At 59.3% G+C, this 26,373-nt stretch carries 25 protein-coding genes; 12 read left to right on the forward strand and 13 right to left on the reverse strand.

The features are described from left to right. Positions 1-2: 2 nt before the first annotated feature. From ccoN to OEU85_RS05100, 9 genes are all read left to right on the forward strand, one after another. The gene (ccoN, locus tag OEU85_RS05060) at positions 3-1,454 is read left to right on the forward strand and encodes a cytochrome-c oxidase, cbb3-type subunit I (RefSeq protein WP_262690363.1); all 1,452 of its coding nucleotides are present in this window, start codon (positions 3-5) and stop codon (positions 1,452-1,454) included. Beyond that, entirely contained in the window at positions 1,447-2,199 is a 753-nt protein-coding gene (gene ccoO / locus OEU85_RS05065) for a cytochrome-c oxidase, cbb3-type subunit II (RefSeq protein ID WP_262690364.1), read from the forward strand. The genes ccoN and ccoO overlap by 8 nt, the downstream gene beginning before the upstream one ends. After that, positions 2,196-2,348, forward strand: coding sequence for a cbb3-type cytochrome c oxidase subunit 3 (locus OEU85_RS05070; RefSeq protein WP_262690365.1), 153 nt, complete (start codon positions 2,196-2,198; stop codon positions 2,346-2,348). The genes ccoO and OEU85_RS05070 overlap by 4 nt, the downstream gene beginning before the upstream one ends. Then, positions 2,345-3,217, forward strand: coding sequence for a cytochrome-c oxidase, cbb3-type subunit III (gene ccoP, locus OEU85_RS05075; protein WP_262690366.1), 873 nt, complete (start codon positions 2,345-2,347; stop codon positions 3,215-3,217). The genes OEU85_RS05070 and ccoP overlap by 4 nt, the downstream gene beginning before the upstream one ends. Before the next feature lie 26 nt (positions 3,218-3,243). Next, complete coding sequence (ccoG, locus tag OEU85_RS05080) at positions 3,244-4,659, forward strand: cytochrome c oxidase accessory protein CcoG (protein ID WP_262690367.1); 1,416 nt, start codon at positions 3,244-3,246, stop codon at positions 4,657-4,659. 5 nt (positions 4,660-4,664) lie between these two features. Then, positions 4,665-5,162, forward strand: coding sequence for a FixH family protein (locus tag OEU85_RS05085; protein WP_262690368.1), 498 nt, complete (start codon positions 4,665-4,667; stop codon positions 5,160-5,162). Beyond that, positions 5,159-7,414 (forward strand): heavy metal translocating P-type ATPase, encoded by a 2,256-nt coding sequence (locus tag OEU85_RS05090; RefSeq protein ID WP_262690369.1) that lies wholly within the window; start codon positions 5,159-5,161, stop codon positions 7,412-7,414. Before OEU85_RS05085 ends, OEU85_RS05090 begins: the two co-directional genes overlap by 4 nt. Next, positions 7,414-7,596, forward strand: coding sequence for a cbb3-type cytochrome oxidase assembly protein CcoS (gene ccoS, locus OEU85_RS05095; protein ID WP_262690370.1), 183 nt, complete (start codon positions 7,414-7,416; stop codon positions 7,594-7,596). Before OEU85_RS05090 ends, ccoS begins: the two co-directional genes overlap by 1 nt. A 107-nt stretch (positions 7,597-7,703) precedes the next feature. Next, entirely contained in the window at positions 7,704-8,333 is a 630-nt protein-coding gene (locus tag OEU85_RS05100) for an OmpW/AlkL family protein (protein WP_262690371.1), read from the forward strand. Here the strand turns inward: OEU85_RS05100 and hemN are convergent. Then, complete coding sequence (hemN, locus tag OEU85_RS05105) at positions 8,257-9,468, reverse strand: oxygen-independent coproporphyrinogen III oxidase (protein ID WP_262690372.1); 1,212 nt, start codon at positions 9,466-9,468, stop codon at positions 8,257-8,259. The two genes, OEU85_RS05100 and hemN, sit on opposite strands and share 77 nt — an antisense overlap. A gap of 127 nt (positions 9,469-9,595) precedes the next feature. On the opposite strand from hemN, the gene OEU85_RS05110 reads away from it, so the two are divergent. Continuing rightward, positions 9,596-9,955, forward strand: a complete 360-nt coding sequence (locus OEU85_RS05110; protein WP_262690373.1) for a hypothetical protein — start codon at positions 9,596-9,598, stop codon at positions 9,953-9,955. A 32-nt stretch (positions 9,956-9,987) separates the two neighbouring features. Here OEU85_RS05110 and OEU85_RS05115 read toward each other — a convergent pair whose 3' ends face one another. The 9 genes from OEU85_RS05115 to OEU85_RS05155 form a co-directional block, all read right to left on the reverse strand. After that, complete coding sequence (locus tag OEU85_RS05115; protein ID WP_262690374.1) at positions 9,988-10,731, reverse strand: Crp/Fnr family transcriptional regulator; 744 nt, start codon at positions 10,729-10,731, stop codon at positions 9,988-9,990. Between the two features lie 99 nt (positions 10,732-10,830). Continuing rightward, positions 10,831-12,501 (reverse strand): AMP-binding protein, encoded by a 1,671-nt coding sequence (locus OEU85_RS05120; RefSeq protein ID WP_262690375.1) that lies wholly within the window; start codon positions 12,499-12,501, stop codon positions 10,831-10,833. 24 nt (positions 12,502-12,525) lie between these two features. Continuing rightward, positions 12,526-13,710, reverse strand: coding sequence for an acyl-CoA dehydrogenase family protein (locus tag OEU85_RS05125; RefSeq protein ID WP_262690376.1), 1,185 nt, complete (start codon positions 13,708-13,710; stop codon positions 12,526-12,528). A gap of 10 nt (positions 13,711-13,720) precedes the next feature. Further along, positions 13,721-14,590: a BKACE family enzyme gene (locus OEU85_RS05130; RefSeq protein WP_262690377.1), complete on the reverse strand. Its 870-nt coding sequence runs from the start codon at positions 14,588-14,590 to the stop codon at positions 13,721-13,723. Beyond that, positions 14,583-16,577 (reverse strand): acetyl/propionyl/methylcrotonyl-CoA carboxylase subunit alpha, encoded by a 1,995-nt coding sequence (locus tag OEU85_RS05135; protein ID WP_262690378.1) that lies wholly within the window; start codon positions 16,575-16,577, stop codon positions 14,583-14,585. The genes OEU85_RS05130 and OEU85_RS05135 overlap by 8 nt, the downstream gene beginning before the upstream one ends. Further along, the gene (locus OEU85_RS05140; RefSeq protein WP_262690379.1) at positions 16,574-17,353 is read right to left on the reverse strand and encodes an enoyl-CoA hydratase-related protein; all 780 of its coding nucleotides are present in this window, start codon (positions 17,351-17,353) and stop codon (positions 16,574-16,576) included. Before OEU85_RS05140 ends, OEU85_RS05135 begins: the two co-directional genes overlap by 4 nt. Next, positions 17,346-18,494: an acyl-CoA dehydrogenase family protein gene (locus OEU85_RS05145; RefSeq protein WP_262690380.1), complete on the reverse strand. Its 1,149-nt coding sequence runs from the start codon at positions 18,492-18,494 to the stop codon at positions 17,346-17,348. The genes OEU85_RS05140 and OEU85_RS05145 overlap by 8 nt, the downstream gene beginning before the upstream one ends. Before the next feature lie 18 nt (positions 18,495-18,512). Continuing rightward, positions 18,513-20,117 (reverse strand): acyl-CoA carboxylase subunit beta, encoded by a 1,605-nt coding sequence (locus OEU85_RS05150; RefSeq protein WP_317277413.1) that lies wholly within the window; start codon positions 20,115-20,117, stop codon positions 18,513-18,515. 2 nt (positions 20,118-20,119) lie between these two features. After that, positions 20,120-21,007, reverse strand: a complete 888-nt coding sequence (locus tag OEU85_RS05155) for an SDR family oxidoreductase (protein WP_262690381.1) — start codon at positions 21,005-21,007, stop codon at positions 20,120-20,122. 123 nt (positions 21,008-21,130) lie between these two features. Here OEU85_RS05155 and OEU85_RS05160 point away from each other — a divergent pair, with 123 nt between their 5' ends. Next, a complete protein-coding gene (locus OEU85_RS05160) occupies positions 21,131-21,733 on the forward strand; it encodes a TetR/AcrR family transcriptional regulator (RefSeq protein WP_262690382.1) in 603 nt (200 codons plus the stop codon). On the opposite strand, the gene OEU85_RS05165 is transcribed toward OEU85_RS05160, so the two are convergent. The 3 genes from OEU85_RS05165 to OEU85_RS05175 are packed head-to-tail and all read right to left on the reverse strand — an operon-like array spanning position 21,730 to position 25,219. Next, positions 21,730-22,485, reverse strand: a complete 756-nt coding sequence (locus OEU85_RS05165) for a sulfite exporter TauE/SafE family protein (RefSeq protein ID WP_262690383.1) — start codon at positions 22,483-22,485, stop codon at positions 21,730-21,732. The two genes, OEU85_RS05160 and OEU85_RS05165, sit on opposite strands and share 4 nt — an antisense overlap. 6 nt (positions 22,486-22,491) lie before the next feature. Further along, positions 22,492-24,273: an N-acyl-D-amino-acid deacylase family protein gene (locus OEU85_RS05170; protein WP_262690384.1), complete on the reverse strand. Its 1,782-nt coding sequence runs from the start codon at positions 24,271-24,273 to the stop codon at positions 22,492-22,494. Next, entirely contained in the window at positions 24,263-25,219 is a 957-nt protein-coding gene (locus OEU85_RS05175) for a bile acid:sodium symporter family protein (RefSeq protein WP_262690385.1), read from the reverse strand. Before OEU85_RS05175 ends, OEU85_RS05170 begins: the two co-directional genes overlap by 11 nt. Positions 25,220-25,336: 117 nt before the next feature. Between OEU85_RS05175 and OEU85_RS05180 the strand changes: the two genes are divergently transcribed. Beyond that, positions 25,337-26,326 carry an AraC family transcriptional regulator gene (locus OEU85_RS05180; protein WP_262690386.1) on the forward strand — a complete coding sequence of 330 codons (990 nt, stop codon included), beginning with the start codon at positions 25,337-25,339 and terminating at the stop codon, positions 26,324-26,326. The last annotated feature ends 47 nt before the right edge of the window (positions 26,327-26,373 follow it).

A 26,373-nucleotide genomic window follows, 5' to 3' on the forward strand; every position in this document is an offset into this window, starting at 1 on the left:
CTATGACTAATCTTGCTGAAAAAATGAACTATAACGACGACATCGTGAAGCTTTTCACGATCGCCACCATTTTCTGGGGTGTGGTCGGCTTTACTGTGGGCGTGTTCATCGCTCTGCAGATGGCTTTCCCGCAGCTTAATTTTGGTGAATATCTCACCTTTGGTCGCTTGCGGCCTGTGCACACGTCGGCGGTGATCTTCGCCTTTGGCGGCAATGCACTGTTTGCCACCAGCTATTTTGTCGTGCAGCGCACCTGCCGGACAAGGCTGTGGGGGGATGGCCTCGCCAAATTCACCTTCTGGGGCTATCAGGCCTTTATCGTGATGGCGGCGCTTGGCTATGTGCTGGGTGTCACCCAGGCCAAGGAATATGCCGAACCTGAATGGTACGCCGACCTGTGGCTGACCTTCGTGTGGGTGTCTTATTTTGTCGTCTTTATGATGACGCTGAAGAACCGGCGCGAACCACACATCTATGTCGCCAACTGGTTCTATCTCGCGTTCATCGTGACAGTCGCCGTGCTGCACCTTGGCAATAATATCTCTATCCCCGTGTCGCTGACAGAAGCCAAGAGCTATTCCCTGTGGGGCGGCGTGCAATCCGCGCTCATTCAGTGGTGGTATGGCCACAATGCTGTGGGCTTTTTCCTGACCGCCGGTTTCCTTGGCATCATGTATTATTTTGTGCCCAAGCGCGCCGGTCGCCCGGTATACAGCTACCGGCTGTCGATCCTGCACTTCTGGTCGCTGATCTTCATCTATATCTGGGCCGGGCCGCACCACCTGCATTATACCGCGCTGCCTGACTGGGCACAGACCTTGGGCATGACCTTCTCGATCATGCTGTGGATGCCGTCCTGGGGCGGCATGATCAACGGGATGATGACGCTGTCGGGCGCATGGCACAAACTCAGGGAAGACCCTGTGCTGCAGTTCATGATTGTCTCGCTGGCGTTTTACGGCATGAGCACGTTTGAAGGTCCGCTGATGTCTATCAAGACCGTAAACGCGCTTAGCCACTATACCGACTGGACCATTGGTCACGTGCACTCTGGCGCGCTTGGCTGGGTGGCTTTCATCTCCTTCGGCGCGCTTTATTACCTCGTGCCGGTTTTGTGGAAGAAGCAGTCGCTTTATTCGCTCAAGCTCGTGAGCCTGCACCTCTGGATCGCGACCATCGGCATCGTGCTTTATATCACGGCCATGTGGGTATCCGGCATCATGCAGGGCCTGATGTGGCGGTCGTATGACAGCATGGGCTTCCTTGAATACAGCTTCGTGGAAACCGTGATGGCCATGCACCCCTTCTACCTGATCCGGGCGCTGGGTGGTCTGCTGTTCCTCAGCGGCAGCCTGATCATGGTCTACAATCTGGTCAAAACGGTCCGGGGCAACAATGTGCCCGACAGGGTCGAGGGTGAAGACGTGCAAGCTGTGGAGACGGCCCATGCTTAAAAAACATGAAAGAGTGGAGAAAAACTCCATGCTGATGCTGATCCTGGTGGTGATCGTGGTCTCCATCGGTGGCATCATTGAAATCCTGCCCTTGTTCCGTATGGAAACGACGATCGAGCCGGTTAAGGGCGTGCGCCCTTATACCCCGCTTGAGGTCGCCGGACGGAATGTCTACATCCGCGAAGGTTGTTATAACTGCCACAGCCAGCAGATCCGCGCGCTTAGGGACGAAGTTGAGCGTTACGGCCACTATTCGCTGGCGGCGGAAAGCATGTATGACCATCCGTTCCAGTGGGGCTCCAAGCGCACGGGGCCTGACCTCGCGCGGGTCGGCGGCAAATATTCCGACGAGTGGCACGTACAGCATATGCACAACCCCAAGGATGTGGTCCCGGAAAGCATTATGCCGCCCTATGCCCATCTGGCGCACAAGGGTGCCAAGCTTGATAATATCGAGGCCGACATCAGGGCGCTCAGGGCGGCAGGTGTACCCTACACCGACGAAATGGTGGCCAACGCCTACAATGACGCGATGGCACAAGCGCAGGATGAGAGCGACCATCATGATGGTCTGCTTGAGCGCTACGGCGACAAGGTCAACTACCGCAACTTCGATGGCCAGGCTGTCACGACCGAGCTTGATGCGTTGATCGCCTATCTGCAGGTGCTGGGCACCATGGCCGAACTCAAGGACTATGTGCATGACGGCGCGGCCCGTTCCGGCCAAGAGGAGGACGGCAAATGATCAGTTGGCTTTCTGAAAATGCCGGCATGACCGGCCTCTTGTTCTTCTTCGGTGTCTTTTGCGGCATTGCCATCTGGGCTTACCGTCCCGGCATGAAGGACAAACTGGAATCACACAAAAATATTCCTCTCAGAGGGGATGAAGCATGAGCAAGAAAAAAGATATCGATAGCTTTACCGGCATTGAAACAACCGGCCATGAATGGGACGGCATCAAGGAACTGAACAACCCGTCCCCGCGGTGGTGGCTGATCGTTTTCTTCCTGTGCTGCGTTTGGTCTGTGGGCTACTGGGTTTTGTATCCGGCCTGGCCAACCTTCTCCGGTGACGGGGAACGCGGCGGCACTGAAGGCTCCATGGGCTGGACACAATATGACCAGCTCAAGGACAGCCAAGCGGAAATTCGGGCACGCAAATCTGCTTATCTGGCAAGCTTTGAAGCTGCTTCCTTTGAGGAAGTGCAGGCCGACGAAGCGCTGTATGCCTTTGCGGTGGCTGGCGGCGCGGCTGCGTTCAAGGATAACTGCGCAACCTGTCACAGCACTGGCGGGGCCGGGTCCGCGGGCTACCCCAACCTCAATGATGATGACTGGCTGTGGGGGGGAGATATCGACACCATCCATGAGACCATCCGCGTCGGTGTTCGCGCCGTCCATGATGAGACACGGTTTTCCGAGATGCCAGCCTTTGGCGACATGCTGTCCGAGACAGAGATCGCCGACGTTGCCCAGCATGTGATCAGCTTGTCGCAGGATGGTGACGACAGCGCCGGTGGCGCACAGGTTTTCGCCGACAACTGCGCGGCCTGCCACAGTGAAAACGGCAGGGGTGACCACGCGCTTGGTGCGCCGGACCTCGCGGATGCCATCTGGTTCTATGGCGACACAAAGGCCGACATCATGTCGCAGGTTCGCAAGCCCAAGCACGGCGTCATGCCGACATGGGAAGCCCGGCTTGATGCCAATACCATCCGCCAGCTTGCCATCTATGTGCATTCGCTGGGTGGTGGCACCAACTAGCATCCCTGCAGGACGGAGTAACGAGTATGAGTGACGGTGCGGCCCCAGTTAAGCTTTTCGAGAAAAAAGAGCGCATCTTCCCGAAGCGTGTCTGGGGCAGGTTCCGTAAACTTAAGTGGGCGGCCATGGTCGCCCTCCTGGGCATTTACTACCTGGCCCCGTTCCTGCGGTGGGACCGGGGGCCGCACGCACCTGACCAGGCTATCCTGATCGACATGCCTGCACGGCGTGCTTATTTCTTCTTTATCGAGATATGGCCACAGGAGGTTTATTACCTCACCGGCATTCTGATTTTGGCGGCGGTTGCGCTCTTTTTCGCCACCAGCCTGTTTGGCCGGGTCTGGTGCGGGTACGCCTGTCCGCAAACCGTGTGGACCGACCTGTTCGTCTGGGTTGAACGCATCGTGCAGGGGGACCGGGTCAAACGCATGCGCCTTGCCAAGGCGCCGTGGGGCTTTGAGAAAACCTGGAAACTGGCACTGACCCACAGCCTATGGCTGGTCATCGGCATGCTGACCGGCGGGACCTGGGTTTTCTATTTCAACGACGCCCCTACGCTTCTGGAGAATATAATCCACCTTGATGTGCCCATGGGGGTGTTGGGCTGGATACTGGCACTGACTTTCTCGACCTACCTGATGGCCGGGTTCGCGCGCGAGCAGGTGTGCATGTATATGTGCCCCTATTCGCGTTTCCAGAGCGCGATGTTTGACCGCGATACCCTGATTATCGGCTATGATGAAAAGCGCGGCGAGCCACGCGGCAAGTATAAAAAAGGCGATAGCTGGGACGACCGTGGCCACTGTATCGACTGCACCGCCTGTGTGCAGGTTTGCCCCATGGGGATCGACATTCGTGACGGGCTGCAAATGGAATGTATCGCGTGTGGCCTTTGCATCGACGCCTGTGACGGCATCATGGACAAGCTAGAGCTGCCCCGCGGCCTTATCCGCTATGACACCAACCATAATCAGGAAGCACGCGACAGCGGCATGAAGGAACGTTCGCACCTTTTGCGACTACGCACATCCTATTATGCCGCGATCATCGCCCTTGTGGGGGCAGTCATGCTTTATGGATTGATACACCGGTCGCCGGTGGAACTGCATGTGCTGCATGACCGCAACCCGCTGTTTGTCAAGCTGTCGGACGGGCGTATCCGCAATGGCTATGATGTAAAAATCCTCAATAAAACGCACGAAGATAAAACCTACCAGTTGGTCATTGAGGGCCTCAATGGTGCTGAGATCCGCATACAGGGGGCAGGTAGTCTCGACGCTGCGGCGCTGCCGGTGTTTGCCGACCGTGTTGGCCACTTCCGTGTATTTGTGACGGCGGACAAACCAAAAGATATCCGTGCGGATGCCCACTTCCGGCTTGAAGAAGTGGGCGGACCAAACGCAGACCGCTATGACGGTGTCTTCATGAGTGGGAAGGAGTAGGCAGTATGAGCAAGGTTATGACCGAAGAAACAGGTATGCGCGAAAGCGACCGGCTGATCCCTTGGTATATCGTAGCGTTTTTTGTGGTGGTAGCCATTCTGGACGGCATCTTCGTTTATATTGCCACGTCCACCCACACCGGCGTGATTACCGAACAGGCCTATGACAAGGGCCTTGCCTACAATGACACAGTTGCCGCAGCCGAAGCCCAGCATGCACTCGGATGGCGGGGGGAGATTATCCTGCGTGACCGGCGCGAGCTATGCTTTATCCTGCGTGACAAGGATGGCACCCTTCTCAAAGGAGCTGCTGTGAAGGCCGTCTTTACCCGCCCGACACAGGACGGCATGGATTTTGGCGTGGAATTGCTTGAAGGCGCAGACGGCGCCTATCGTGCCGCGATTGACCTGCCAGCGCTCGGCCTCTGGGACGTACGCGTCTTTGCCCTTGAAGGGGAACGCGATTTTCAGGCGCACAAGCGTCTGGTGGTGAGGCCACAGTGAGGTGCCTGCACTGCGGCGAGGCAACAGGGCCCGGGCAGGATTTTTGTTGCCCTGGCTGCGAGGCAGCCCATGCCACCACTGCAACCGCGCAAGCGGGCACAGGGTTTTCCCGACTGGCAAGTGAAAGCGAAGACGGGGGGTATACCCTGACCCTGGGCGTTGAAGGCATTCACTGTGCCGCCTGCATCCGGCTTATCGAAAATGCCCTGTTGGCCGAAGACGGCGTGAGCCACGCCCGCGTGAATATGACCACAAACCGGGTCAGCATGGCATGGCAGGGCATGCGCGACTATGGCGACCATCTGGCGAATACCGTTACCAAACTGGGCTATCGATTGCATTCGCTGGATAAGGCCTCTGATGCTGTGGACAATGAAACCCGCTCCCTGTTGCGGGCCATCGCTGTTGCCGGGTTCGCCGCAGGCAATATGATGCTGATATCGGTCGGCTTGTGGTCCACGGACGCCAACACCATGGGCATGGCGACGCGGGACCTGTTCCATTGGCTTTCCGCATTGATTGCGTTGCCGACGGTGCTTTATGCAGGCCAGCCCTTTTTCCGGTCCGCGATTGCGGTGCTGCGGCAAGGACACACCAATATGGATGTGCCCATTTCAATCGCCGTTACCCTTGCCTGCGGCATGAGCCTTTTTGAAGCCTTCCGGCATGGCCAGCATGTGTATTTCGACAGTGCGGTCATGCTGCTGTTTTTCCTGCTGATTGGCCGCTATCTGGACGCGCGTGCCAAAGGAAAGGCGCGGCAAACAGCATCTGACCTGCTGTCCAGGCTGTCGGGCATGGCCATGGTTTACGATGATGGGCAGGCGGTGCAGGTGCCGATCACGGAACTCAGGGAAGGCATGCTGGTGATGGTCGCCGCTGGTGAGAATATTGCCGCAGACGGTATGGTGGAAAAAGGGGTGTCAGAGGCTGACATGTCCCTGATTACCGGCGAGACGATGCCGGAAAAAATTGGCCCCGGGAAAGCCGTTTTCGCGGGCACACTTAACCTTTCAACCCCCATTCAGGTGCGGGTCTCCAAGGCAACGGAGCAAAGCCTCCTGAGCGAGATCGTGCGCCTGATGGAAGTGAACGAGCAGGGCGGCGCGCGCTATGTGCGGCTGGCTGACAAAGCTGCCAGCCTTTATACACCGGTGGTCCACGCCATGGGTGCACTGACGTTTGTCGGCTGGTGGCTTTTCATGCAGGCGCCGTGGCAAACCTCGCTTCTTCATGCGGTTACTGTGCTGATCATTACATGCCCGTGCGCATTGGGGCTTGCGGTGCCGGTGGTGCAGGTGCTGGCCAGCAGCAAGCTGATGAAAACCGGCATTTTGCTCAAGTCCGGCGATGCGCTTGAAAAACTGGCTGAGGTGACCACGGTCGTATTTGACAAAACGGGCACCCTGACCGTTGGCTGCCCTGAACTGACAGGAAACGGTTTTCTCAAGTCCGACCTGAGGCTCGCCGCGTCGCTGGCGGCGCACAGTCGGCACCCGCTTTCCCGTGCGCTGACGGCCGCATATGACGGTGACCTGATAGAGATGAATGTCAGTGAACTGCCGGGCTGTGGCCTTCAGGCCGAATTTGAAGGCTGGGACATCCGCCTTGGCAGCCGGGCCTGGTGTGGTGACCAAAGCGCCGCCACGAGTGATCACGCGCTTGAGCTTTGGCTGGCGATTGGCGACGAGGTGCGGGCGCGGTTTGCCTTTTCTGACCGGTTGCGGCCAGACGCAGCGCAGGTGGTCACCGCGCTGAAGGCGCGTTATCTTGATGTGCGCCTCCTCAGCGGTGACCGGCTTGCTGTGGTGGCCGCAATTGCGGAAGAGGCTGGGATAACCGCTTACCGCGCGGAGATCAGTCCGGTGGAAAAATGCGACTATCTCAGGACGCTGGCGGATGGCGGTGCAAAAGTGCTGATGGTGGGAGACGGCCTGAACGACGCGCCTGCGCTTGCAGCGGCCCATGTGTCCATGTCTCCATCGACAGCGATGGATATTACGCAAAACACTGCCGATGTCGTATTCCAGGGGGGGCGGCTTTCCCCGGTTCTTGAGGCCTTTGAGGTGGCGGATGTATCAATGCGGCTGGTGCGCCAGAATTTTGGCCTGGCCATCCTCTATAACCTTGTTGCCATACCGGTGGCGGTGCTTGGCTATGTCACGCCGCTTCTGGCGGCAGTGGCCATGTCGGGCTCTTCGCTGGTGGTTATTTTAAACGCGTTCCGCCTGAATCTGGGAAAGGGGCGCTGATGGATATCCTGATTTACCTGATTCCCATAGCCCTTACCCTCGGCCTTCTGGGGCTTGTCGGCTTTCTCTGGACGATGAAAAACAACCAGTATGATGATCTGGACGGTGCCGCGCACCGCATCCTGTTCGACGAAGAAGACGACCTGCCGCCGGGCCCCGGAAACAAAACCGGCAAAGTGTGACATTCCGCCGCATAGTTTCTTGAAAATACTATAGAATTGACAATCATCAAGCCAGATTTCCTCCCTGTTCTGTATCACAGGTCCAGAACAAATTTTGAGGAAAAACCATGCGTATCTCAACCCTGATGAAAGCGTCCCTTTGTGCCTTTACGGTGCTGACAGCCGCAGCCCCGGCAATGGCAGAAGGCGGCGACAGCCCATGGCTCGTTCGGCTGCGTGCAATCGATGTGGTGCCGGAAGAAAGCTCCAAAGTTTCTATCGGCGGCGAAGCCAAGGTGAACAGCAGGATCGTACCGGAACTGGATATCACCTATTTCTGGTCCAGAAATGTAGCGACCGAGCTGATTTTGGCAACCACCAAACATGATGTGCAGGCCATCGGCACGGCAATCGGCGACGTTGACCTTGGCGACAGCTGGGTGCTGCCACCGGCCCTGTTGCTGCAATATCACTTCAACCCGGAAGGCGGCGTGAAGCCCTACCTTGGTGCGGGCGTGAACTATACCTTTTTCTATAACACCGATCCTGGCGCGGTGACGGATATCGAGTATGAGAACGGTTTTGGCCTTGCGCTGCAGGCCGGTGTGGATTTCCACATCAAAGATAACTGGTATTTCAACGTCGACGCCAAGAAGCTCTGGCTCAACACCGATGTGTCCATCAATGGCGGCACCGTGACAGCCGACGTAGACCTTGACCCATGGATTTTGGGTGTCGGCTTCGGCTATCGCTTCTGACCTTTCCCTGGCGATGCCGATAAAGACAGCCCGCGACACAGTGTATGTCGCGGGTCGTCGCCCGGCCCTTGACCACGGGTGGCTGGCCGGCGGCAAGCGCACGCTCATAGTCGCTGGCGACAAGGGTGTTTTGCGCATAGCCTTGCGGCAGCGCGCTGATCGCCGAGATGCCAAATCCGATAAGCGCGTCGGTGGTGTCGGTCGTATAGCCCTGGAAGTTACGCCTGAGCGTCCGGTCGGACAGCGCCAGCGCCATCTCGTCGGTCGGGCGCACGAAATGGTCCAGCCCGATGGATCGGTAGCCGCGGCTGGCAAGCCTGCCGGCGCCAGCGTCAAACAGCTTCAGCCGCGCGGCGCCATCCGGCAGCGCATCCTCGTTGATCAGCCGCATGTGTTTTTTCATCCATGGCACGTGGGCGTAGCCAAAAAGCGCAATCCTGCCGGGGCCAAGCGCGGCGGCAAGATCGACATTTTCTTCCACGTCCGTTGTTGTCTGGTGCGGCAGGCCATAGAGCAGGTCCATGGTGATCTCATCAATGCCATAGCTTTTGAGCAGTTGCACAGCGTCATAAATCACATGGAAGGGCTGGCGGCGGCCAATGGCGCGTTGCACATGCTCGTGGAAATCCTGCACCCCAAGACTGACCCGGTTGACCCCCATTCTGGCATAGGCGGCCACCTTGGCTTCGGTTACCTCACGCGGGTCAAGCTCAATGGCGACCTCGGCGTCCCTGTCTACCACATAATGCTGGCGGATGGCGGCCATGATACGGGTGAAATCTCGCGGGGACAGCATGCTGGGCGAGCCGCCGCCAAAATGAATATGTCCGACCGTCTGTCTGCCCGACAGGCGTGCGCGTATCAGCGCTATTTCATCAAGCAGTGTGTCGACATAGGTTGTCACCGGCTCATATTTGCGTGTCGCTTTGGTGAAACAGCCGCAATACCAGCAAATCTGGCGGCAGTAGGGAATATGGAGATAAAGCGAGAGCGATGCATCGTCCCGCAGCTCGTTCAGCCAGCTCGTGTAGCTGTCGCCCGTGACCGCGGCCGAAAAATGTGGTGCGGTTGGATAACTGGTATAGCGTGGCACCTTGCCGTTGCGTTTGAGAAGGGCGTCCTGAAGCGCGCTCATCGTTTTCTCCTGTTTATTCTGACCACCTCCAAGGGTAGCGCGTCGCAGGCGCGATTGAATTGACAGAAATCAACTACGGCGCGGTAATTGTATGGTGAAGTGCATGAAAGTTTGCGGAGGAACTTTCTTGTCAAAAACCGATGATATATCGCCGGATCAGAGGCGGCTTGAGCAATATCTGGATATCTGCAACCGGGTTTTGGCCGCGAACCGGGACCGTTTCCCCTATAACCGTATATGGGAAGCAGGAGAGGCCGCGCTCAAGGGCCGCACAGTCGCCATCGCGCTTGTTGATGACGAACCCAGGGCCAGTTGTGTAGTGAAGCTGAAAGATCATCATATCGAAGCGGCGGAAACAGGGGGGGCGGCGGGGGACCAGCCACCGGTTTCGCGGCTGAGTACAAGATATATTGATGATGTGCTGGCAAACCCTGAAAAATATATCAAGGACCCGTCGCTTATCGACTGGTGCTGGCTGAAGAGGTAGCGCCGGTGCGCCCCGTCCTGCCGTCTGGCGGATTAGTGCATGTCGTCGCAGGGAAACTCGTTTGAGCACGCGCTGCAGGCAAAATGCGACATGGTTTCAAGGGTCGGGATGATCACCGTCGCGCCCTTCACCGTGATGCCTGTCTCATCTCGAAGCTTGTTCAGGGCTCGCGAAAAGGTTTCGGACTTCATGCCAAGCCGGGCGGCGATCAGCGATTTGTCATAGGGCAGTTTCAGCTCGATGGGGCCGATATCATCCTGGTGGCACAGCCTGAGCAGAAAACAACCGATCCGCTGTGACGCGTTCTGGAGTGTCAGGCTTTCAATCTCGCGGGTCTGGCGTTTGCGGTGGCGCGACAGCGAGGTCAGCATCGACAGCGCCATGCCGTTGTCGTCCGTGATGGCTTTTTTCAGGATTGCATTTGGCAGCCGCAGCACGCGGACATCATCAATGGCCGACGCGCCAAAGGAATGCGCGCCGTCTTCCAAAATGGCGGTTTCCGCGAAAATATGGCCGCTCGTCACCATGTCAATCACGGCTTCATGGCCATCCAGAGTTTCGCGGAACAGTTTCACCCAGCCCGACAGCACAATGTAAAAGGCGTCCGCGTCGTCATCCTGAAGGAAGAGTGTCTCACCCTTTTTGAGTGTCTTAACCTGCGCGGCTTGAGAAAAGCTTTCCAGCAGGGTTTCACTTGCTTTTGAGAACAGGTTTTGGCGTAAGAGTATGGCCTTGGTATCAAGGCGCATCGGGATATGGACGGTATCATGGGCCATTGCATTGGCTCTCGGCATCAGGGTTGAGGGTGGCTTGGGACGGCCAAATGTATCTGCCACAAAATACCGTAAAAATGGTTAATAAAGCAATGGCCGCCGCTATTTTTCGTACATAAGTTCAACGCTCCCGCCGCCGATGCGGCCTGCGATATCGTTGGCCATGGTACCGTACCGCAAGAGGACACGCTCGCGCCTGACTTTCATGGTGTGGGTCAACACCGCATTCTCGATTGTCCATGGTTCCGACGCGACGATGATACCGCCGATCTGCGCATGGCGTTCCAGCCCTGCATTGATTTCGGCGGTGAGGCGGTAAAGCCTGTCTTCCCGCGTATCGCTGTCGTGCGACAGCGCCAGTTCACTTGGCACCAGTATGACCACCGGCTGCGGCAGGCCGTGGCCTACAATACAGGCTTGCTCTACGAGTTCAGACTGCTGAAACAAGGTCTCAATGGGGCCGGGGGCGACATATTTGCCCTTGGCGGTCTTGAAGGTCTCCTTCACCCGCCCGCGCAGGTAAACATAGCCTTCCTCGTCAATATGGGCGCGGTCGCCGGTATAGACCCAGCCGTCCCGGAAGGTCTCAGTATTTTTGTCCGGCGCGTTATAATAGCCAAGGCTTATGCCGTGCGCGCGCACCACCAGTTCACCTTCGTCTGTGATCTTCAGTTCCACACCCTTGACCGGTTTGCCGACGGAGCCGTGCCGTGGCTCGTGGCCGCTTGTGGTGGTGATGGGCAAAATCTCGGTCTGGCCGTAGCCGTCCAGCAGGCTGAGGCCAAAAAGGTCGAACCACTCTTTGGTGGCGGGCGGCACGGGCGCAGTGGTCGACAGCATGGATTTCACGCTGGCAAGGCCCAGTTTTTCGCGAATGCTGGCGGATACCGCTGCCGCGTTCGGTCCCATGAGCGCGGCCTTGAGCGCCCCCGCGTCCCCGCCCATGGCCCCGAGCACACCCTGTACCAGCTTTTCCCAGATGCGCGGCACACCGAAGAAATAATCCGGCTTTGCATAGCCAAGGTCTGACGTGAAAGTCTCCAGCCCCTCGTTGAAGTGGATCACGCCGCCAACCCTGATGGCGTGCAGTTCAATCACCAGCCGTTCGGCCAGATGCGCCAGCGGCAGGTAGGAGAAGAAGCGCCAGCCGGGCGTGGAGCCTGTCTCTTCCACAAGGCCATCGGTCGCGCGCTTCAGGCTATTCAGCGAATGCATCACGCCTTTAGGTTTGCCGGTGGTGCCTGAGGTGAAGATGATGGTCGCCACCTCATCGCCGTCCGGCATCGCGGGCAGGGGCAGGCTGTCACCTTTCGCGAGAAACGCTTCCCAACTGATGTCACCAAGGCTCGGCTCGACACCGGGCAGGGTGACAACGGTGATGCCCTCGGGCAGATGCTCCCGCACCTCGGCCCAGTTGGCGCTTTCGCCAAGGAACAAAAGCTCAACTTCGGCAAAATCCAGCACATAGTGGAAGGTCTCGGGCCGCATCGTGGTGAAGACGGGCACGGTGACGGCGCCCGCGCGCAGGATGGCCATGTCGGCCATGATCCAGTGCGCGCGGTTTTTCGACAGCACGGCAGCCTTTTTGCGCGCACCGCCAAAATAGGCGCTGATTGCAGTGGCCGCGCGCTCAATCGTCGCTTTGCCAACCGCCCATGTGTAGACCGTCGGCTCGCCGCCGTGGAGGTCCACAAGCCAAGGCGCGTCACCCTGCACCGTCGCCCAGTGGGCTATATTTTCAAGCGCATGTCCCGGTGCTGTATGATCTGTCATGTCCCGTCCCCCCGCTGATCCGTGTTAGCCTTTAAGCAGTTCCTTCGCGATGATCGACTGCCGCACCTGATTGGTGCCCGCGCCGATCTCGATCACCTTGCCACTGCGGTACAGCCGGTTCACTTCCGTCTCCCGCATGAAGCCCATGCCGCCGTGGATTTGCACAGCACTATCGAGCACGCGCATCAGCGCGCGGCCAGTGTGCAGCGCCGTCATGGCCGTGCGCATATGCACCACGCCACGCCCGCCGCCGCCTTGCTCCAGCTCGTTCACTTCCTTCAGAATCTGGTAGGCGGTGGCGCGCATGGTCTCCACATCCGTATACATGTCCGCCAGCATGCCCTGTACCAGTTGGAAATGCCCGATGGGTTTGCCGAACTGCATGCGCTCCTTGGCGTAAGCGAGGGTGAGGTCGAGCGCGCGCTGCGCCACGCCGATGGTGGAAACACAGAGCAGCACCCGTTCGATATTCAGCCCGCTCATCACCACGGCAACGCCGCCATTCTCAGCGCCCACAAGGTTCTCCGCTGGCACACGGCAATTATCGAATACCAGTTCGCCCGTCGGGCTGCCGCGCCAGCCCATTTTATCCAGCTTTTGCGCGACTGAAAAACCGGGAAAATCCTTTTCCACAATGAAGGCGGAAATGCCGTGGGCACCTGCTGAAGGGTTGGTTTTGGCGTAAACCAGCAGCACATCCGCGACCGGCCCGTTGGTGATGAACATCTTGCGGCCGTTCAGCACATAATGGTCACCGTCCCGCGTGGCGGTGGTCGCCATGGAGCCAAGCGCATCGGACCCCGCGCCGGGCTCGGTCAGCCCCAGCGCGCCGATGGATTCGCCTTTCACAAAACGTGGCAGGTATTTGGCTTTTTGCGCTTCGTTCGCATTGCGCACGATATTGTTCACACACAGGTTCTCGCTTGAGCCCCAACTGGCCGACAGGCAGTGGTTCCAGTAGGAAAACGCCTCCGCCACCAGCGCTTGCGAGATGAAATCAAGCCCCGCGCCGCCCAACTCCTCCGGCACGGTGGTGCCCAGCATGCCAGCGTCCGCCATGGCGCGGTACTCTTTGTCAGGGAACCAGTCCTCGTCATCCATACGCGCGAGCAGGGGGTGCATTTCCCGCTCGGCATATTTCCACGCGCTGTCATAAAGCGCCTGATGGTCTTCACTGAATCCAAATTCGGCGAGATTAGGCTGCATCATGGCTCTCCCCCTAGTGCCAGGCTTGGGATTTGATGATGGCACGGGTCTCCTCAGGCGTCGTGATCTCACGCCCTGCATTGCGCGCACAGTTCGCCAGCGCCTCGATCATCTCCCCGTTGGAGCGCGCCTTGTCGCCGCTTGGCAGGTAGAAACAGTCCTCAAGCCCGGTGCGCAGGTTGCCACCCAGTTCCGCCACTCTCTGGTGCACCGGCCACACGTCAGCGCGGCCAATCAAGGTGGCCTGCCATGGGCTGTCAGGGTGTTTGTATTTCACCAGAAGCGGCAGCAGGTCAGCGTCACACGGCATGCCGGACGCCACCCCCATCACGAAGTTATAGTCGGCGTGGGCTACCATGCCGTTCTCAAGGTAGAGCCCCACACTGCGCACAATGCCAACATCAAAACACTCGAACTCCGGCACGATGGTATGGTCCTTCATCACCGCAAGAATTTCGGTGATCTTGTCCACCGGATTCAGGAACACCATGGGCGGCCACGCCCATGAGCCGTCCTTGCGGGTCTTGAGGTAATTCAGGCTCCCGGCGTTCATCGCCGCCATCTCGGGTTTGTTATGCGCAAGGTATTTGAGCACGTCGCCCTGTTCGCGGCCCACAACGCCGGTGGTCATGTTGATCACCACGCCGGGGCAAGCCTCACGTATCGCGTCGTTGATTTCTTTTGCCAGCGCGCCGTCCCAGCTCGGCAGGTGGCCCTTGCCTTCGCCTTGCTGGCGGTAGTGGCAGTGCATGATCGTGGCGCCTTGGTCGTAAGCCGCCCTGGCTTCCGCCGCCATCTGCTCGGGCGTTACCGGCACATTATGCTGGTTCGGGTCGGTCAGCACACCGGTCAGCGCGCAGGTGAGGGTTACTTTATCAGCCATTCTCTGTTTCCTTTTCCGGTGTGGTGTCTGTATCAACTGCTGTGATGGTTGCCACGCTCGCGCGGGCCTTGACCTGATCACCGATTTTCACATTCACATCTGTCACCTTGCCCGCCACGTCAGCGCGGATGTGGTGTTCCATTTTCATGGCCTCGACCACACAAATCAGCTCACCAGCCTCCACCGTGTCGCCCACGGCTGCGGCCACGGCGACAACCTGCCCGTCCATCGGCGCGGTCAACATGCCACTGCCGGTCCTCTCGGCGCCTGCGGTGGCGCGGTGGGTGATGTTGGTGGCGGTGATATGGATGGGCCCAAGGTCGATGAAGGTGGTGTCGCTGTCCGATGCGGTGACAAACTGGTGCCGTTTTCCCTGCGTGCGGCAAATATCACCCTCAATACTGAACGATTGTTCGGTATTGTCGTGTTTTACCGCCACCTGCCATGTGCCACCAGCGCGATTTGCACGCACTTCAAGCGGGAAGCTCTCACCTTCCACCTCCAAAGTGACACGCTGGTAGGTGTCATGATTGGTGCGCCAGTTGGCGAGGGTCGGGATGGTGAATTTGGCACAGGCTTCGGCCACCAGAATGGCACCCGCACACATGCTCATCTCTTCCGCACACATGATTGGCGCTGTTTTGACGGTATCAAGTGTGTGTGTGCGCGTCAGTCCGCGCTTGAAATGTTCGCTTGTGAGGATGCCTGACAGGTAGGCTTTGTTGGTCACCAACCCCGCGATACGCATGGCTTTCAGCGCCTCGGCAAGTGTCTGGATAGCCTCGTTGCGGGTTTTGCCATGGGCAATGATCTTGGCCAGCATGGGGTCATAAAAGGGGCTGACGGTGTCGCCCTCTACCACGCCAAAATCGCCGCGCACATCCCGCACACTTTCCGCACACATTTTGCGCAGTGTACCGGTCTGCGGCAGGAAGCCACGGTCGGCATCCTCGGCATAGAGGCGCACTTCAACCGCATGGCCGTTCGCCTTGATATCATCCTGATTATACGTGAGTTTTTCGCCGCGCGCGATCCTTATCTGCTGCACCACAAGGTCAGTGCCGGTGATCATTTCAGTCACCGGGTGTTCCACTTGCAGCCTTGTGTTCATTTCAAGGAAATAGACCGCACCTTCTTCGTCCACGAGGAATTCGACTGTGCCTGCGCCAGTGTAGCCAACGGCCGTCGCCAGCTTGACAGCTGCATCCGTTAAAGCCTTGCGTGTGCTCGCATTTATCGTGCTGCACGGCGCTTCCTCCACCACTTTCTGGTGCCGCCGTTGTGCCGAACAGTCCCGCTCCAGCAGATGCAAAACCTTACCATGACTGTCCGCCAGAACCTGCACTTCCACATGCCGCGCGCTTTCAATCATGCGCTCCAGCATCACCGCACAGTTGCCAAAAGCGGCCTGTGCTTCGCGCTGTGCGCTCATAAGTGCTTGGTGAAACTCGCTTATTTCGTCAATCCGCCTCAGCCCGCGCCCGCCGCCGCCCGCAGTCGCCTTGATCATCAGCGGCGTGCCAATACGGTTAGCCTCCACGAGAAGCTGCTCCTCGTTGGCGTCCTCGCCGTCATAGCCCGGCACCACCGGAACCCCGGCTTCATCTGCGATCCAGCGCGCCTGCCGCTTGTCACCCATCTTCCTTATCACCTCGGCTGAGGGACCGATGAAGATGAGGCCAGCGGCCTCCACAGCCGCTGCGAACCCGGCGTTTTCGGACAGGAAACCATAGCCGGGATGGATCGCATCCGCGCCGCTAAGTCGCGCTGCTTCAACGATTTTCTCTACCGAAAGGTAGCTCTCGCTGGCGGGCGAGGGGCCGATGTGCACACTGTCGTCCGCCAGCTTCACATGCTGGGCGTGCCGGTCAGCGTCCGAATAAACGGCGACTGCCTCCAGCCCCAGTTTGTGCGCCGCGCGGATGACCCGCACGGCAATCTCGCCCCGGTTCGCGATCAGGATACGCTTGATGTCCCGCACGCTCATGCCTCCATCCATGATGGTTTGCGTTTCTCTATAAACGCTTTGGTGCCTTCGCGCCCCTCTGTGCCCAGTAGCGCTTCAGCGAAACTTTCCGCTGCTGTATCAAGGGTTTGCGCGGGAACGGCGCTCATGCCGGTCAGCAATTTTTTGGTCGCCGCCACCGCGTCCGGCGCTGCTTTGAGGGCTTGCTTGAGCACGATATCAAGCCGCGCCTCAAGGGCTTCCGTGCCACTTTCATGGTGGTGCACAATGCCCAACCGCTGCGCATCAAACCCGTCAATAATCAGACCCGTCAGCGCCAGCCGCCGCGTTTCAGTCAGCCCAATTCGGGCCAGCACAAAAGGCGCGATCTGGGCGGGCAGGATGCCAAGCGTGACCTCCGGCATGCCGAAGCGGCAACCGTCCTCGGCGATGGCGATATCGGACACACAAACAAGGCCGAAACCACCACCCATAGCCGCGTTTTCCGCTACCGTAACGATCAGCTTGGGGAAGGCTTGCGCCACTTCCAGCAGCTCACCAAAGCGGCGGTTACCCTTGGCGACAGCCTCGGGCGACTGGCCTGATGAGCCCATATCCTTGAGGTCGCCACCCGCACAGAACACACCACCCGCGCCGCGCAGCACCATCACGCGCACCGCGTCGTCCCCCGCCGCCTGTTCGAACGCTGCAATCAGCGCATCGACCATGGCGAAGTTCATCGCGTTTTTCACCTTCGGGCGGTTGAGGGTGACTGTCATCACCCCGCCTGAAGTGCTGGTGAGAACCGTATCAGCCATTGCCCATGCCCATCATGCGGGTGAGGATACGCAGCATCGTTTCGTCCGAGCCGCCGCCAATGCTGGTGAGCCGCCCATCGCGGTAGGAGCGCGAGACCGGGTTGTCCCACATGAAGCCCATACCGCCCCAGTATTGCAGGCAGGCGTCCGGCACTTCACGCGCCAGCTTGCCGGCTTTCAGCTTGGCCATAGTGGCAAGTTTGGTCACATCCTCGCCGTTCACATAGGCTTCCGTCGCCTGCCAGATCAGCGCGCGCAGGGCCTCAACCTCGGTTTGCAGTTCGGCAAGGCGGTATTGCACCACCTGGTTATCCAGGACACTGCCGCCAAAAATCTTGCGGTCGCGGGCATAATCAATCGTCGCCTGAATGGTATTTGTCATGCCCTTCGGCCCCAGCATGGCAGCGCACAGGCGCTCCTCCTGGAACTGGATCATCTGCATGCGGAAACCGTCACCTTCGCGGCCAATGAGGTGCCGCTGCGGTACGCGCACGTCATCGAGGAAGATCTGCGCGGTGTCACTTGAGCGCATGCCAAGTTTGTTCAGGCGGTCCGAGAAGCTCACGCCCTTGGTCTTGGTCGGCACCACAATCAGCGACTTGTTCTTGTGCGCCGGACCGTCTCCGGTGTTGGCGAGGAGGCAGAGGAAATCCGCCTGTGTGGAGTTGGTGATCCACATCTTGGTGCCGTTGATGACATAGTCGTCGCCGTCCTTGACCGAGGTTGTCTTGATCGCCGCCACGTCCGACCCCGCGTGCGGTTCGGACACCGCGATCGAACACACCATGTCACCCGAAATTGCCGGGGCGAGGAACTCACGCCGGAGCTCGTCAGAGCCGAAGCGGGCAAGTGCCGGGGTGGCCATATTGGTCTGCACGCTGATACCCATGGGCACGCCGCCACAGTTGATGCCGCCAAGCTCCTCGGCGAGGATCATCTCATAGGAATAATCAAGGCCAAGCCCGCCGTATTCCTCGGGTTTCGAGATGCCGAGAAGGCCAAGGTCGCCCATTTTCTTGAACAGTTCGTGCGCGGGGAAAATGCCCGCTTCTTCCCACGCGTCCACATGGGGGTTGATCTCTTCATCCACAAAACGTGCGACGGTGCGCCGTAGTTCCTTGTGTTCATCTGTGAATAGCATGTGTCTTCCCCGTTAGTGTTAAAAGCGTGCGACGCCGAAGGTGTTGGGCCGAAGGCTGCGGCTGTCCGCGTCCCGGCAGATATCCAGCAGGTAAATTAAGAGCTTGCGTGTATCGCGTGGGTCGATGATGCCGTCGTCCCATAGCCGCGCGCTGCCGTATAGCGCGGTGGAGCAGGCGTCCATCTGTTCGGCAGTGGCGGCTTCCATGGCCTCAAGCTGGTTCATGTCTGCCTCAAGCCCCATGCGTTTGGCTTTCTCAAGTCCCACGATCTTGAGCACCATGCCCGCCTGCGCACCACCCATGACCGCCGTTTTCACATTGGGCCATGAGAAGACGAACCGCGGGTCCACGCCCCGCCCACACATGGCATAGTTGCCGGCACCATAGCTGCCACCAATGTGGATGGAGATGCGCGGCACCCGCGCGTTGGTGACGGCCTGAATAAGCTTCGACCCGTGTTTGACAATGCCGCCTGCCTCTGCATCCTTGCCTACCATAAAGCCAGTGGTGTTATGCAGGAACAGGATCGGCACCCCTGCTTGATCACAAAGCTGAACAAAATGCGCGGCTTTGGTGGCACCCTTCGGCGTGATCGGGCCATTGTTGCCGATGATGCCCACGGTTTCACCCGCGATGGTCACATGCCCGCACACGGTCTGGCTGTCATAGTCATTCTTGAAATCAAGGAAGTCCGAGCCGTCCGCCAGTCGTGCGATCACTTCCCGCACGTCATAGGGGGTCTTGGAATCCGCGGGTACGATGCCGATCAGGTCATCCGTCGGGTACTTCGGTTCTATAACCGAACAATCGTTCTGGTAATTCTTCCAGGGCAGGCGCGCCATGATATCTCGCGCGATGCGGATACCGTCCGCATCGTCTTCCGCCAGATATTCTGCTGTGCCGGTGACTTCGGCGTGCAGTTCCGCGCCGCCCAGTTCCTCGTCATTGGCAATCTCGCCCGTTGCGGCCTTGAGGAGCGGCGGCCCGGCGAGAAACACTTTCGATCTCCCGCGCACCATGACCACATAGTCAGAGAGGCCTGGCTGGTAGGCCCCGCCAGCCGTGGAGCTGCCGTGCACCACCGAGATTTGCGGGATACCGGCCGCCGACAGCCGCGCCTGGTTGGCGAAGCTGCGTGCGCCCTCGACAAACATGTCTGAGACATGCTGAAGGTTGGCGCCGCCGCCTTCCATCAGGCCAACGATGGGCAGTTTGTTCTCAAGCGCAATATCCTGAAGGCGCAGGGATTTATTGAGCCCCGCGGGCGTGACCGTGCCGCCCTTCACCGCGCTATTGGAGACAATCACCATGCAGCGTTTGCCTGAGACATAACCGATGCCTGCGATAGAACCACCTGCGCCGGAGCCGTCCCGGTCGTCATACATCAGGTAGCCAGCGAGAGCTGAAAGCTCAAGGAACGGGGTGCCGGGGTCGAGAAGCAGCGCAAGCCGCTCCTTGGGCAGCAGCTTGCCGCGTTTGTCAAACAGCGGACGTGCTTTTTCCTGCGCTGCGGATTTGAGGTCTTCAATGCGCGCAATCTCATCGAGCAGCGCCTGCATGGCGGCTGCATTCTCAATGAATGTATCTGATGCCGTATCGATGCGGCTTTCAATGACCGGCATGGTCAGTCCTTTTTCCTGAGCGCTTTGGGCGGCACATAACGGTGGAAACCCTGATAGCTTTCGCTGTTTTTTGCGCCTTGTGGCGGGAAGAGCGGGCTAAACAGGCTGCCGCCGCCATCGACCCTGATGCTGGCGCCAGAGATGAAGTTGGCCCCGTCTGACAACAGGAACACGATCACCGAGGCGATTTCGGCCTCTGTGGCGATGCGCCCGAGCGGCACCATGTTCTTGAGCTGCGGCAGCATGGCTTGCACGCCGGGGTCCTCATAGGTATCGAACCCGGACGACGCGACCCAGCCGGGCGCAACAGCATTGGTGCGGATGCCAAAACGGCCCCATTCGACAGCAGCGGTTTTGGCGAGATTGTCACACGCCGCGCGCGCAGCACCCGAATGGCCCATGGTGGGCATGCCGGCCCAGAAATCGGCGGTGATATTCACAATCGCGCCGCCGGTATCCTTCATGCTTTGGGTCACCAGTTCACGGGAGACATTGAAGGCCCCCACCACATTGGTGCGCAGCACGGTCTCAAACCCTTTGGTGGAGATGGCTTCTAGCGGGGAGGGGTACTGCCCGCCCGCGTTGTTGACAAGGCCGGTGACCGGCTCGCCTTCCGCCACGATCTCGCCAATGGCTTTGCGCACGGCGTCCTCATCGCGGATGTCGAAGGCCTTGAAAGTGCACTTGCCGCCGTCGTCGGTGATCTCCTCAACCACCTTTTTCAGCTTGTCTTCCCCGCGCCCGGTGATGATGACATCAGCGCCGAGGTGTGCGAGTTCATGCGCCGTGCAACGGCCAATGCCGCTGCCGCCCCCGGTGACGATGATGCGTTTCCCGGTGAAAAGCCCCGACCTGAACACCGAGAGATATCCCGCTGCCGCGTCCTTCATACCCAGTCCACTCCCTTCTCAAAGCGTGGTCGCTTCACTCAAATTCAAGTAATCAATGCGATTACCATAAAAACAAGCAAGCGCTTGGTTGTCAAATAAATCAGAAAGGATTATCGTCAAGTCATGGACGATGTGATGAACAAACAGGCGCTTCGGGATGCGGGCATAAGCCCCGCAAAAGCGCGCATTGTGGCGAAAGCCGTTGATCTCTTTCACGAAAAAGGGTTCGAGCGTACAACCGTGCGTGATATCGCGGCTGCCACCGGCATCTTGTCCGGCAGCCTGTTTCATCACTTCAAGAACAAGCAGGAGATCCTCTATACCGCGATGGCGATGACGACTCGCGGCATGGGGGAGCGCGCGGAAGCGGCGGTTGCAGGCATCAGTAACCCGGTCGAACAGCTCAAGGCCCTGATCATCTGCGAGCTAAGCTCCATCCACCGGGAAGATGGCCACGCGGCTTACGTGCTGGTGGATGAATGGCGCAGCCTCGACGAAGCCTCGCGCGACAAGGTGCTGGCGCTCAGGGATGGGTCTTACGAGAAATGCTGGATGGCTGCGCTGGATGGCTGCGATGAGCAGGGCCTCCTGAAGTCCCCGCCCAAGATTGCGCGTCAGCTTATCCGCGGTGCACTGGCCTGGACGCGCAACTGGTACCGCACGGACGGTGACCTCACCCTCGCGGGGCTTGCGGATGAAGTTACGAACAGTTTCCTGAAACCTTAGGGCAGGAGTGCCGCTGCAGCCACGCTGAGGCCAATGGCAAACAGCGCAGCGATGGCGACCTTGCGGTAGGCGGCGGTGCCGTGTTTTTCAAACAGCCACGTCCCCGTTTTGTCACCCACCAGCATGGCGGGGAAGGCGATGGCGGTCAGGATAAGCTCCCGCGAGGTGATGATGCCTTCAGCCGAATAGGTGACGGTCGCGAAGGTGGCTGACAGCAGGAAAAATCCCATCAGGAAGGCGCGGGCGATGCGCGGGTTCTCATACACCGCAACGGAATAGATGATCACCGGCGGGCCGGGGATGGCGAGCGCGCCATTCATCAGGCCGGACGCAAGGCCGGCCACCGCGCCAGTCGGACCGCCTTCCCGGTGTGGGGCCGGTTTGAATTTGGCGAGCAGCAGACAGGCGGCCATCACCGTGAGCCCGATCAACAGCCGGAAGGTGTCAGGGCTGAAGAGCAGCAGCAGATATGTGCCCATGAGGGTGCCGACGGCGGAAAGCACAATCATCGGCCCCATGCTGCGGTAGGGAATGTCGTGGCGGTATGAATTCAGCGTCTGGAGCGATATCACTAACGTCAGCATCACAATCATGCTGGCCGCCGTCGTGGGCGCGAGGAAAAGGCTCAGCACTGGCAAGGCTGCAAGCGCAAAGCCGAAACCTGTGAAGGAGCGCAAGGCTGCCGCAGCCATGATGGCGGCTGCCATGCCAAAGATGGCCCAGCCGCCAATGCCGGAAAGGATCGTTTCCATAAAAGCTTACGCTGCCTTTTGCGCCGCGTTGCTGCCCAGCCGGACAAGGCGGCCGGGTTTTGCGCCCGTCAGTTCATCATTTTCGACCACAAGCTCACCGTCCACTATGGTGGCGATATAGCCGCTGGCTTCCTGCAACAGACGCTGGCCGCCTGCGGGCAGGTCCTTCACCATATGCGGGGCGTGCAGGCGCAAGTCTTTGTGGTTGATGACATTGATGTTGGCTTTCATGCCAACCTTGAGCCGCCCGCGGTCCCTGAAGCCGACATAATCCGCAAGGTCAGCGGTCAGCATTCTCACAGCCCGCGTGAGCTCAATGCGCTCTCCCTTCACCCGGTCCCGCGTCCAGTAGGACAAGAGGTAGGTGGGGAAGCTGGCGTCACACACGGTGCCGACATGCGCGCCGCCGTCCGACAGGCCCATCAGCGACTGCGGGTGGTTCATCATGGTGTAGACGGCTTCATAATTGAGGTTGGTATAGTTATAGATAGGGAAATACAGGAACTCGTGTCCGTCTTTCTCCAGCAGGATGTCATAGATTTTATCCAGCGGTTTGACGCTGTCCGCTTCCGCCATCTTATAGACCGATTGATCCACACCCTGTTCATAATCCGGGTTCTCGCCCAGTTTGAACATCTTGCACGAAATAAAGTCGATCTGCTGCAACAGGATATCGGCAAGCGGCGGGATGGCTGTGCCGTCACCGGCCACTTTCTCGGAGCTTTCGGAAAGTAGTTGTTCCTTGAACGCCGGGTCTTTCATTTTCGCCATACGCTCTTCCAAAGGCAGGTGGCTGATTTTCTTGTAGCTTGGGAAGCCAATGAAGGGATGGAAGGTACACTGAAGCCCGAGGATCACGCCGATGCCGCGCGGCGCGACTTGCAGGCGCATGTTGATGCCCTTCGCAGATGCTTGTTCCGCGCGGGCCATGATGTCTTTCCACTGTTTTGGGGCAAAGTCGCGTTGCATCAGTGACAGCGAGAAGGGGCGCCCGCCGGATGCGTTGGCGAAGTCTTCCAGCAGGCCAAATTCGCGGTCGAAGGCGGTTGGGTCCCCGCGCTCAAGGTCAAAATCATTCACCGCTTGCAGTACACCGTGCCCGAGGCCCTTGAAAGCTTCGGCAATGCCCATCAGTTCTTCGCGCGTGGCCTCACTGGCCGGGGTCCATTCACCGTCTGCCGTGCGGTGCACGTCGGAGCGTCCGGTCGAGAAACCAACAGCCCCGGCTTCCAGTGCGGCGCGGGTCAACTCCCGCATTCTGGCGATGTCGTCGTCTGTGGCGGGTTCGCCTGATACCGCCCGTTCGCCCATCACGTAGACGCGCAGGGGGTCATGCACCACTTGGGCGGCGAAATCGATGGTGTGGGGGAAGTCGATGGCGTCCATATAATCGCCGAAGCTTTCCCAGTTCCATGTCAGCCCTTCGGCAAGCGCGGTGCCGGGGATGTCCTCCACCCCTTCCATCAGGCGCACGAGGCGGGTGTGGTCGCTTTCGTGTACTGGCGCGAAGCCGACACCGCAACTGCCCATCACGGCAGTGGTGACGCCGTGGTTGACGCTGGGTTGCAGGTCCGCGTCCCACGAGACCTGGCCGTCATAGTGGGTATGCAGGTCGATAAACCCCGGCGTCACGATCGCGCCTGTGGCGTCGATGATGCGCTCGGCGTCGCTGCCAAGCGCGCCAATGGCGGCGATTACACCGTCCTTGACCGCCACGTCAGCGCTGATACCGTCCGCGCCCGTGCCGTCATAAACGGTGCCGCCTTTGATGATGAGGTCATAAGCCATTGGTATCCTCCTGAAAGCTAAGGGGTTGCGGGGCTGGGCGGGCGCCAAACAGTCGGTACAGGCCGGTGACAGCAAAACCGCCGACAAAGTGCCACACACCCCATGTTGCGATGATAAGAAGGCCGGAGCCGAGCCCGCCAAACTGGCTGAGCATGATAAGAAGACCGAGGCCGGAATTCTGGATGCCAATCTCAAACACCAGCGCGCGCCGGGTGGCAGGCTTCTTCAGCGCAAGCCGCCCGACCAAAGCGCCCAGCATGAAGGCCAGTGCGTTATGCAGCACCACATAAGGCAGGATCACGCTGCCAAAGTCGCGGAGCAGATCGGCGTTGGTGTATAGCCCAACCGCCACGAGGACCACGATGATCAGCACTGCAATGGGCAGGCAGATTTTCTGCGCGCGGGCCGCAAGTGCGGGCCTGGCATGTGCGAGCCAGATGCCAAGCGAAAGCGGGATCAGAAGCGTGATGCTGGTGTTGATGATAAAGGCCACCCGGTCCAGCTCGATTGCGTCTACCAGTTCCCGCGTCGGGCCGTAAAGCCCGGTCCAGAACAGGATGGTAAACGGCAGGAACGCGGTGGAGAAAATGCTGGAACAGGTCGTGAGCGTAACGGAATAGGCTGTGTCGCCGTGGCTGAGCCGCGTAAACAGGTTGGAGACGTTACCACCGGGGCAGCAGGCCACGATCAGCATACCGAGCGCAATGCCCGGCATCGGCTTGAAAACCAGCAGGATGGCAAGGGTCAGCAGCGGCAGGCCAAGCACCTGCGCGGCAAAGCCGGTTGCCACGCTGCGTTTGTGGCTGCGCAGAAAGGCAAAGTCATCTGTCTTCAGCCCCAGCGCCACACTGAACATGGTGAAAGCCAGCGAAATGGCAAGGCCAAGCTGTGTGCTTGGCTCCATTGTCACGACGGCCTCATTGATCTCAGCGAGACTGGCGATCACGCCCTCCTTCCCTAAACTTCCCTCCCACAGGAAAGCTTAATCTACTTGACGAATGCCGCCGATGGAATGACAGTCGGCGTCTAAAAATTGATATTTTACGCCAAGAGATGGCACCTGATGACCGAAACCGTTTTAGCCCGATACCTCGCGAGCCTCGCCCAGACCATGGAGCGAGACTATGCTGTGCCGCGCGAAAAACTTTTTGCTGAAGCCGATGTCAGTCTCGTGGACGGCGTCGAGCGCATCCCCGAGCAGGACGCCGAAGCGCTATGGGCGGCGGCTGACCGGCTGGCTGGTGACGGCCTTCTAGGTGTCCGTGTGGGTAAAAGTGTGCGCTACGGCACCTATGCCACCCTTGGCCATATGCTTGTCACCAGCGAAACGGTGGGTGAGGCGCTCAGGGAAGCATGCGATTATGCGCTTTATGTCGGTGCTGCCGGGCGTTTTGACCTGGCGGAAGACGGTGGGGAATGCCGCCTGACCTACACACCAGTGCGGCCTGACTGGCAGGCGGCCGAGGTGCGCTCTGAGGCTGTGTTGCTGCCCTTTGCCCGCTTTGCCCGCTGGGCGTCGCCCGGCGTGGCGCCTGTGCGGGTGGAACTGATGCGCGGGCAGCCTGATAATGCGAACGCGTTCGAGACGGCCTTCGAAGCGCCGGTGATCTTCGGCGCGCCTGAGCATGCGATGGTGTGGCCAAGGGATGCCATGCACCAGCCGATGAATGATGCAAACCCCGCGCTGCATGCCATGCTAAAGCAGCACGTGCAGGCCGAGATGCCGGGTGAAGGCAGTGTGTCGGCGCGCGTTAAGGCCTATGTTGGCAAGCAGTTGGACGCGCAATCAGGCGGTCTCACGGCCCGTGACGCCGCAGCCGCGCTTTCCCTGTCGCTGCGCAGCCTGCAACGGGAACTGGCCTGCGAAGGCGCAAGTTTTCGTGATATATTGGCCGATGTGCGCCGGGAAAAGGCGCGGCTATTGTTGCTGGCCGACGGCTTGAGCGTGCAGGAAACTTCGGCCCGGCTTGGTTATTCGGAACCCGCAGCATTCGTGCGCGCCTTTCGCCGCTGGTATGGCCGCGCCCCGGCTGAATATGCCCGCAATCAATAAAGCCTCTAGCATCCACCCCTCGAACGGTTTTATGGTCGGCTAAATGT

Source organism: Kordiimonas aestuarii (assembly GCF_025574465.1).
Lineage (GTDB): Bacteria > Pseudomonadota > Alphaproteobacteria > Sphingomonadales > Kordiimonadaceae > Kordiimonas > Kordiimonas aestuarii.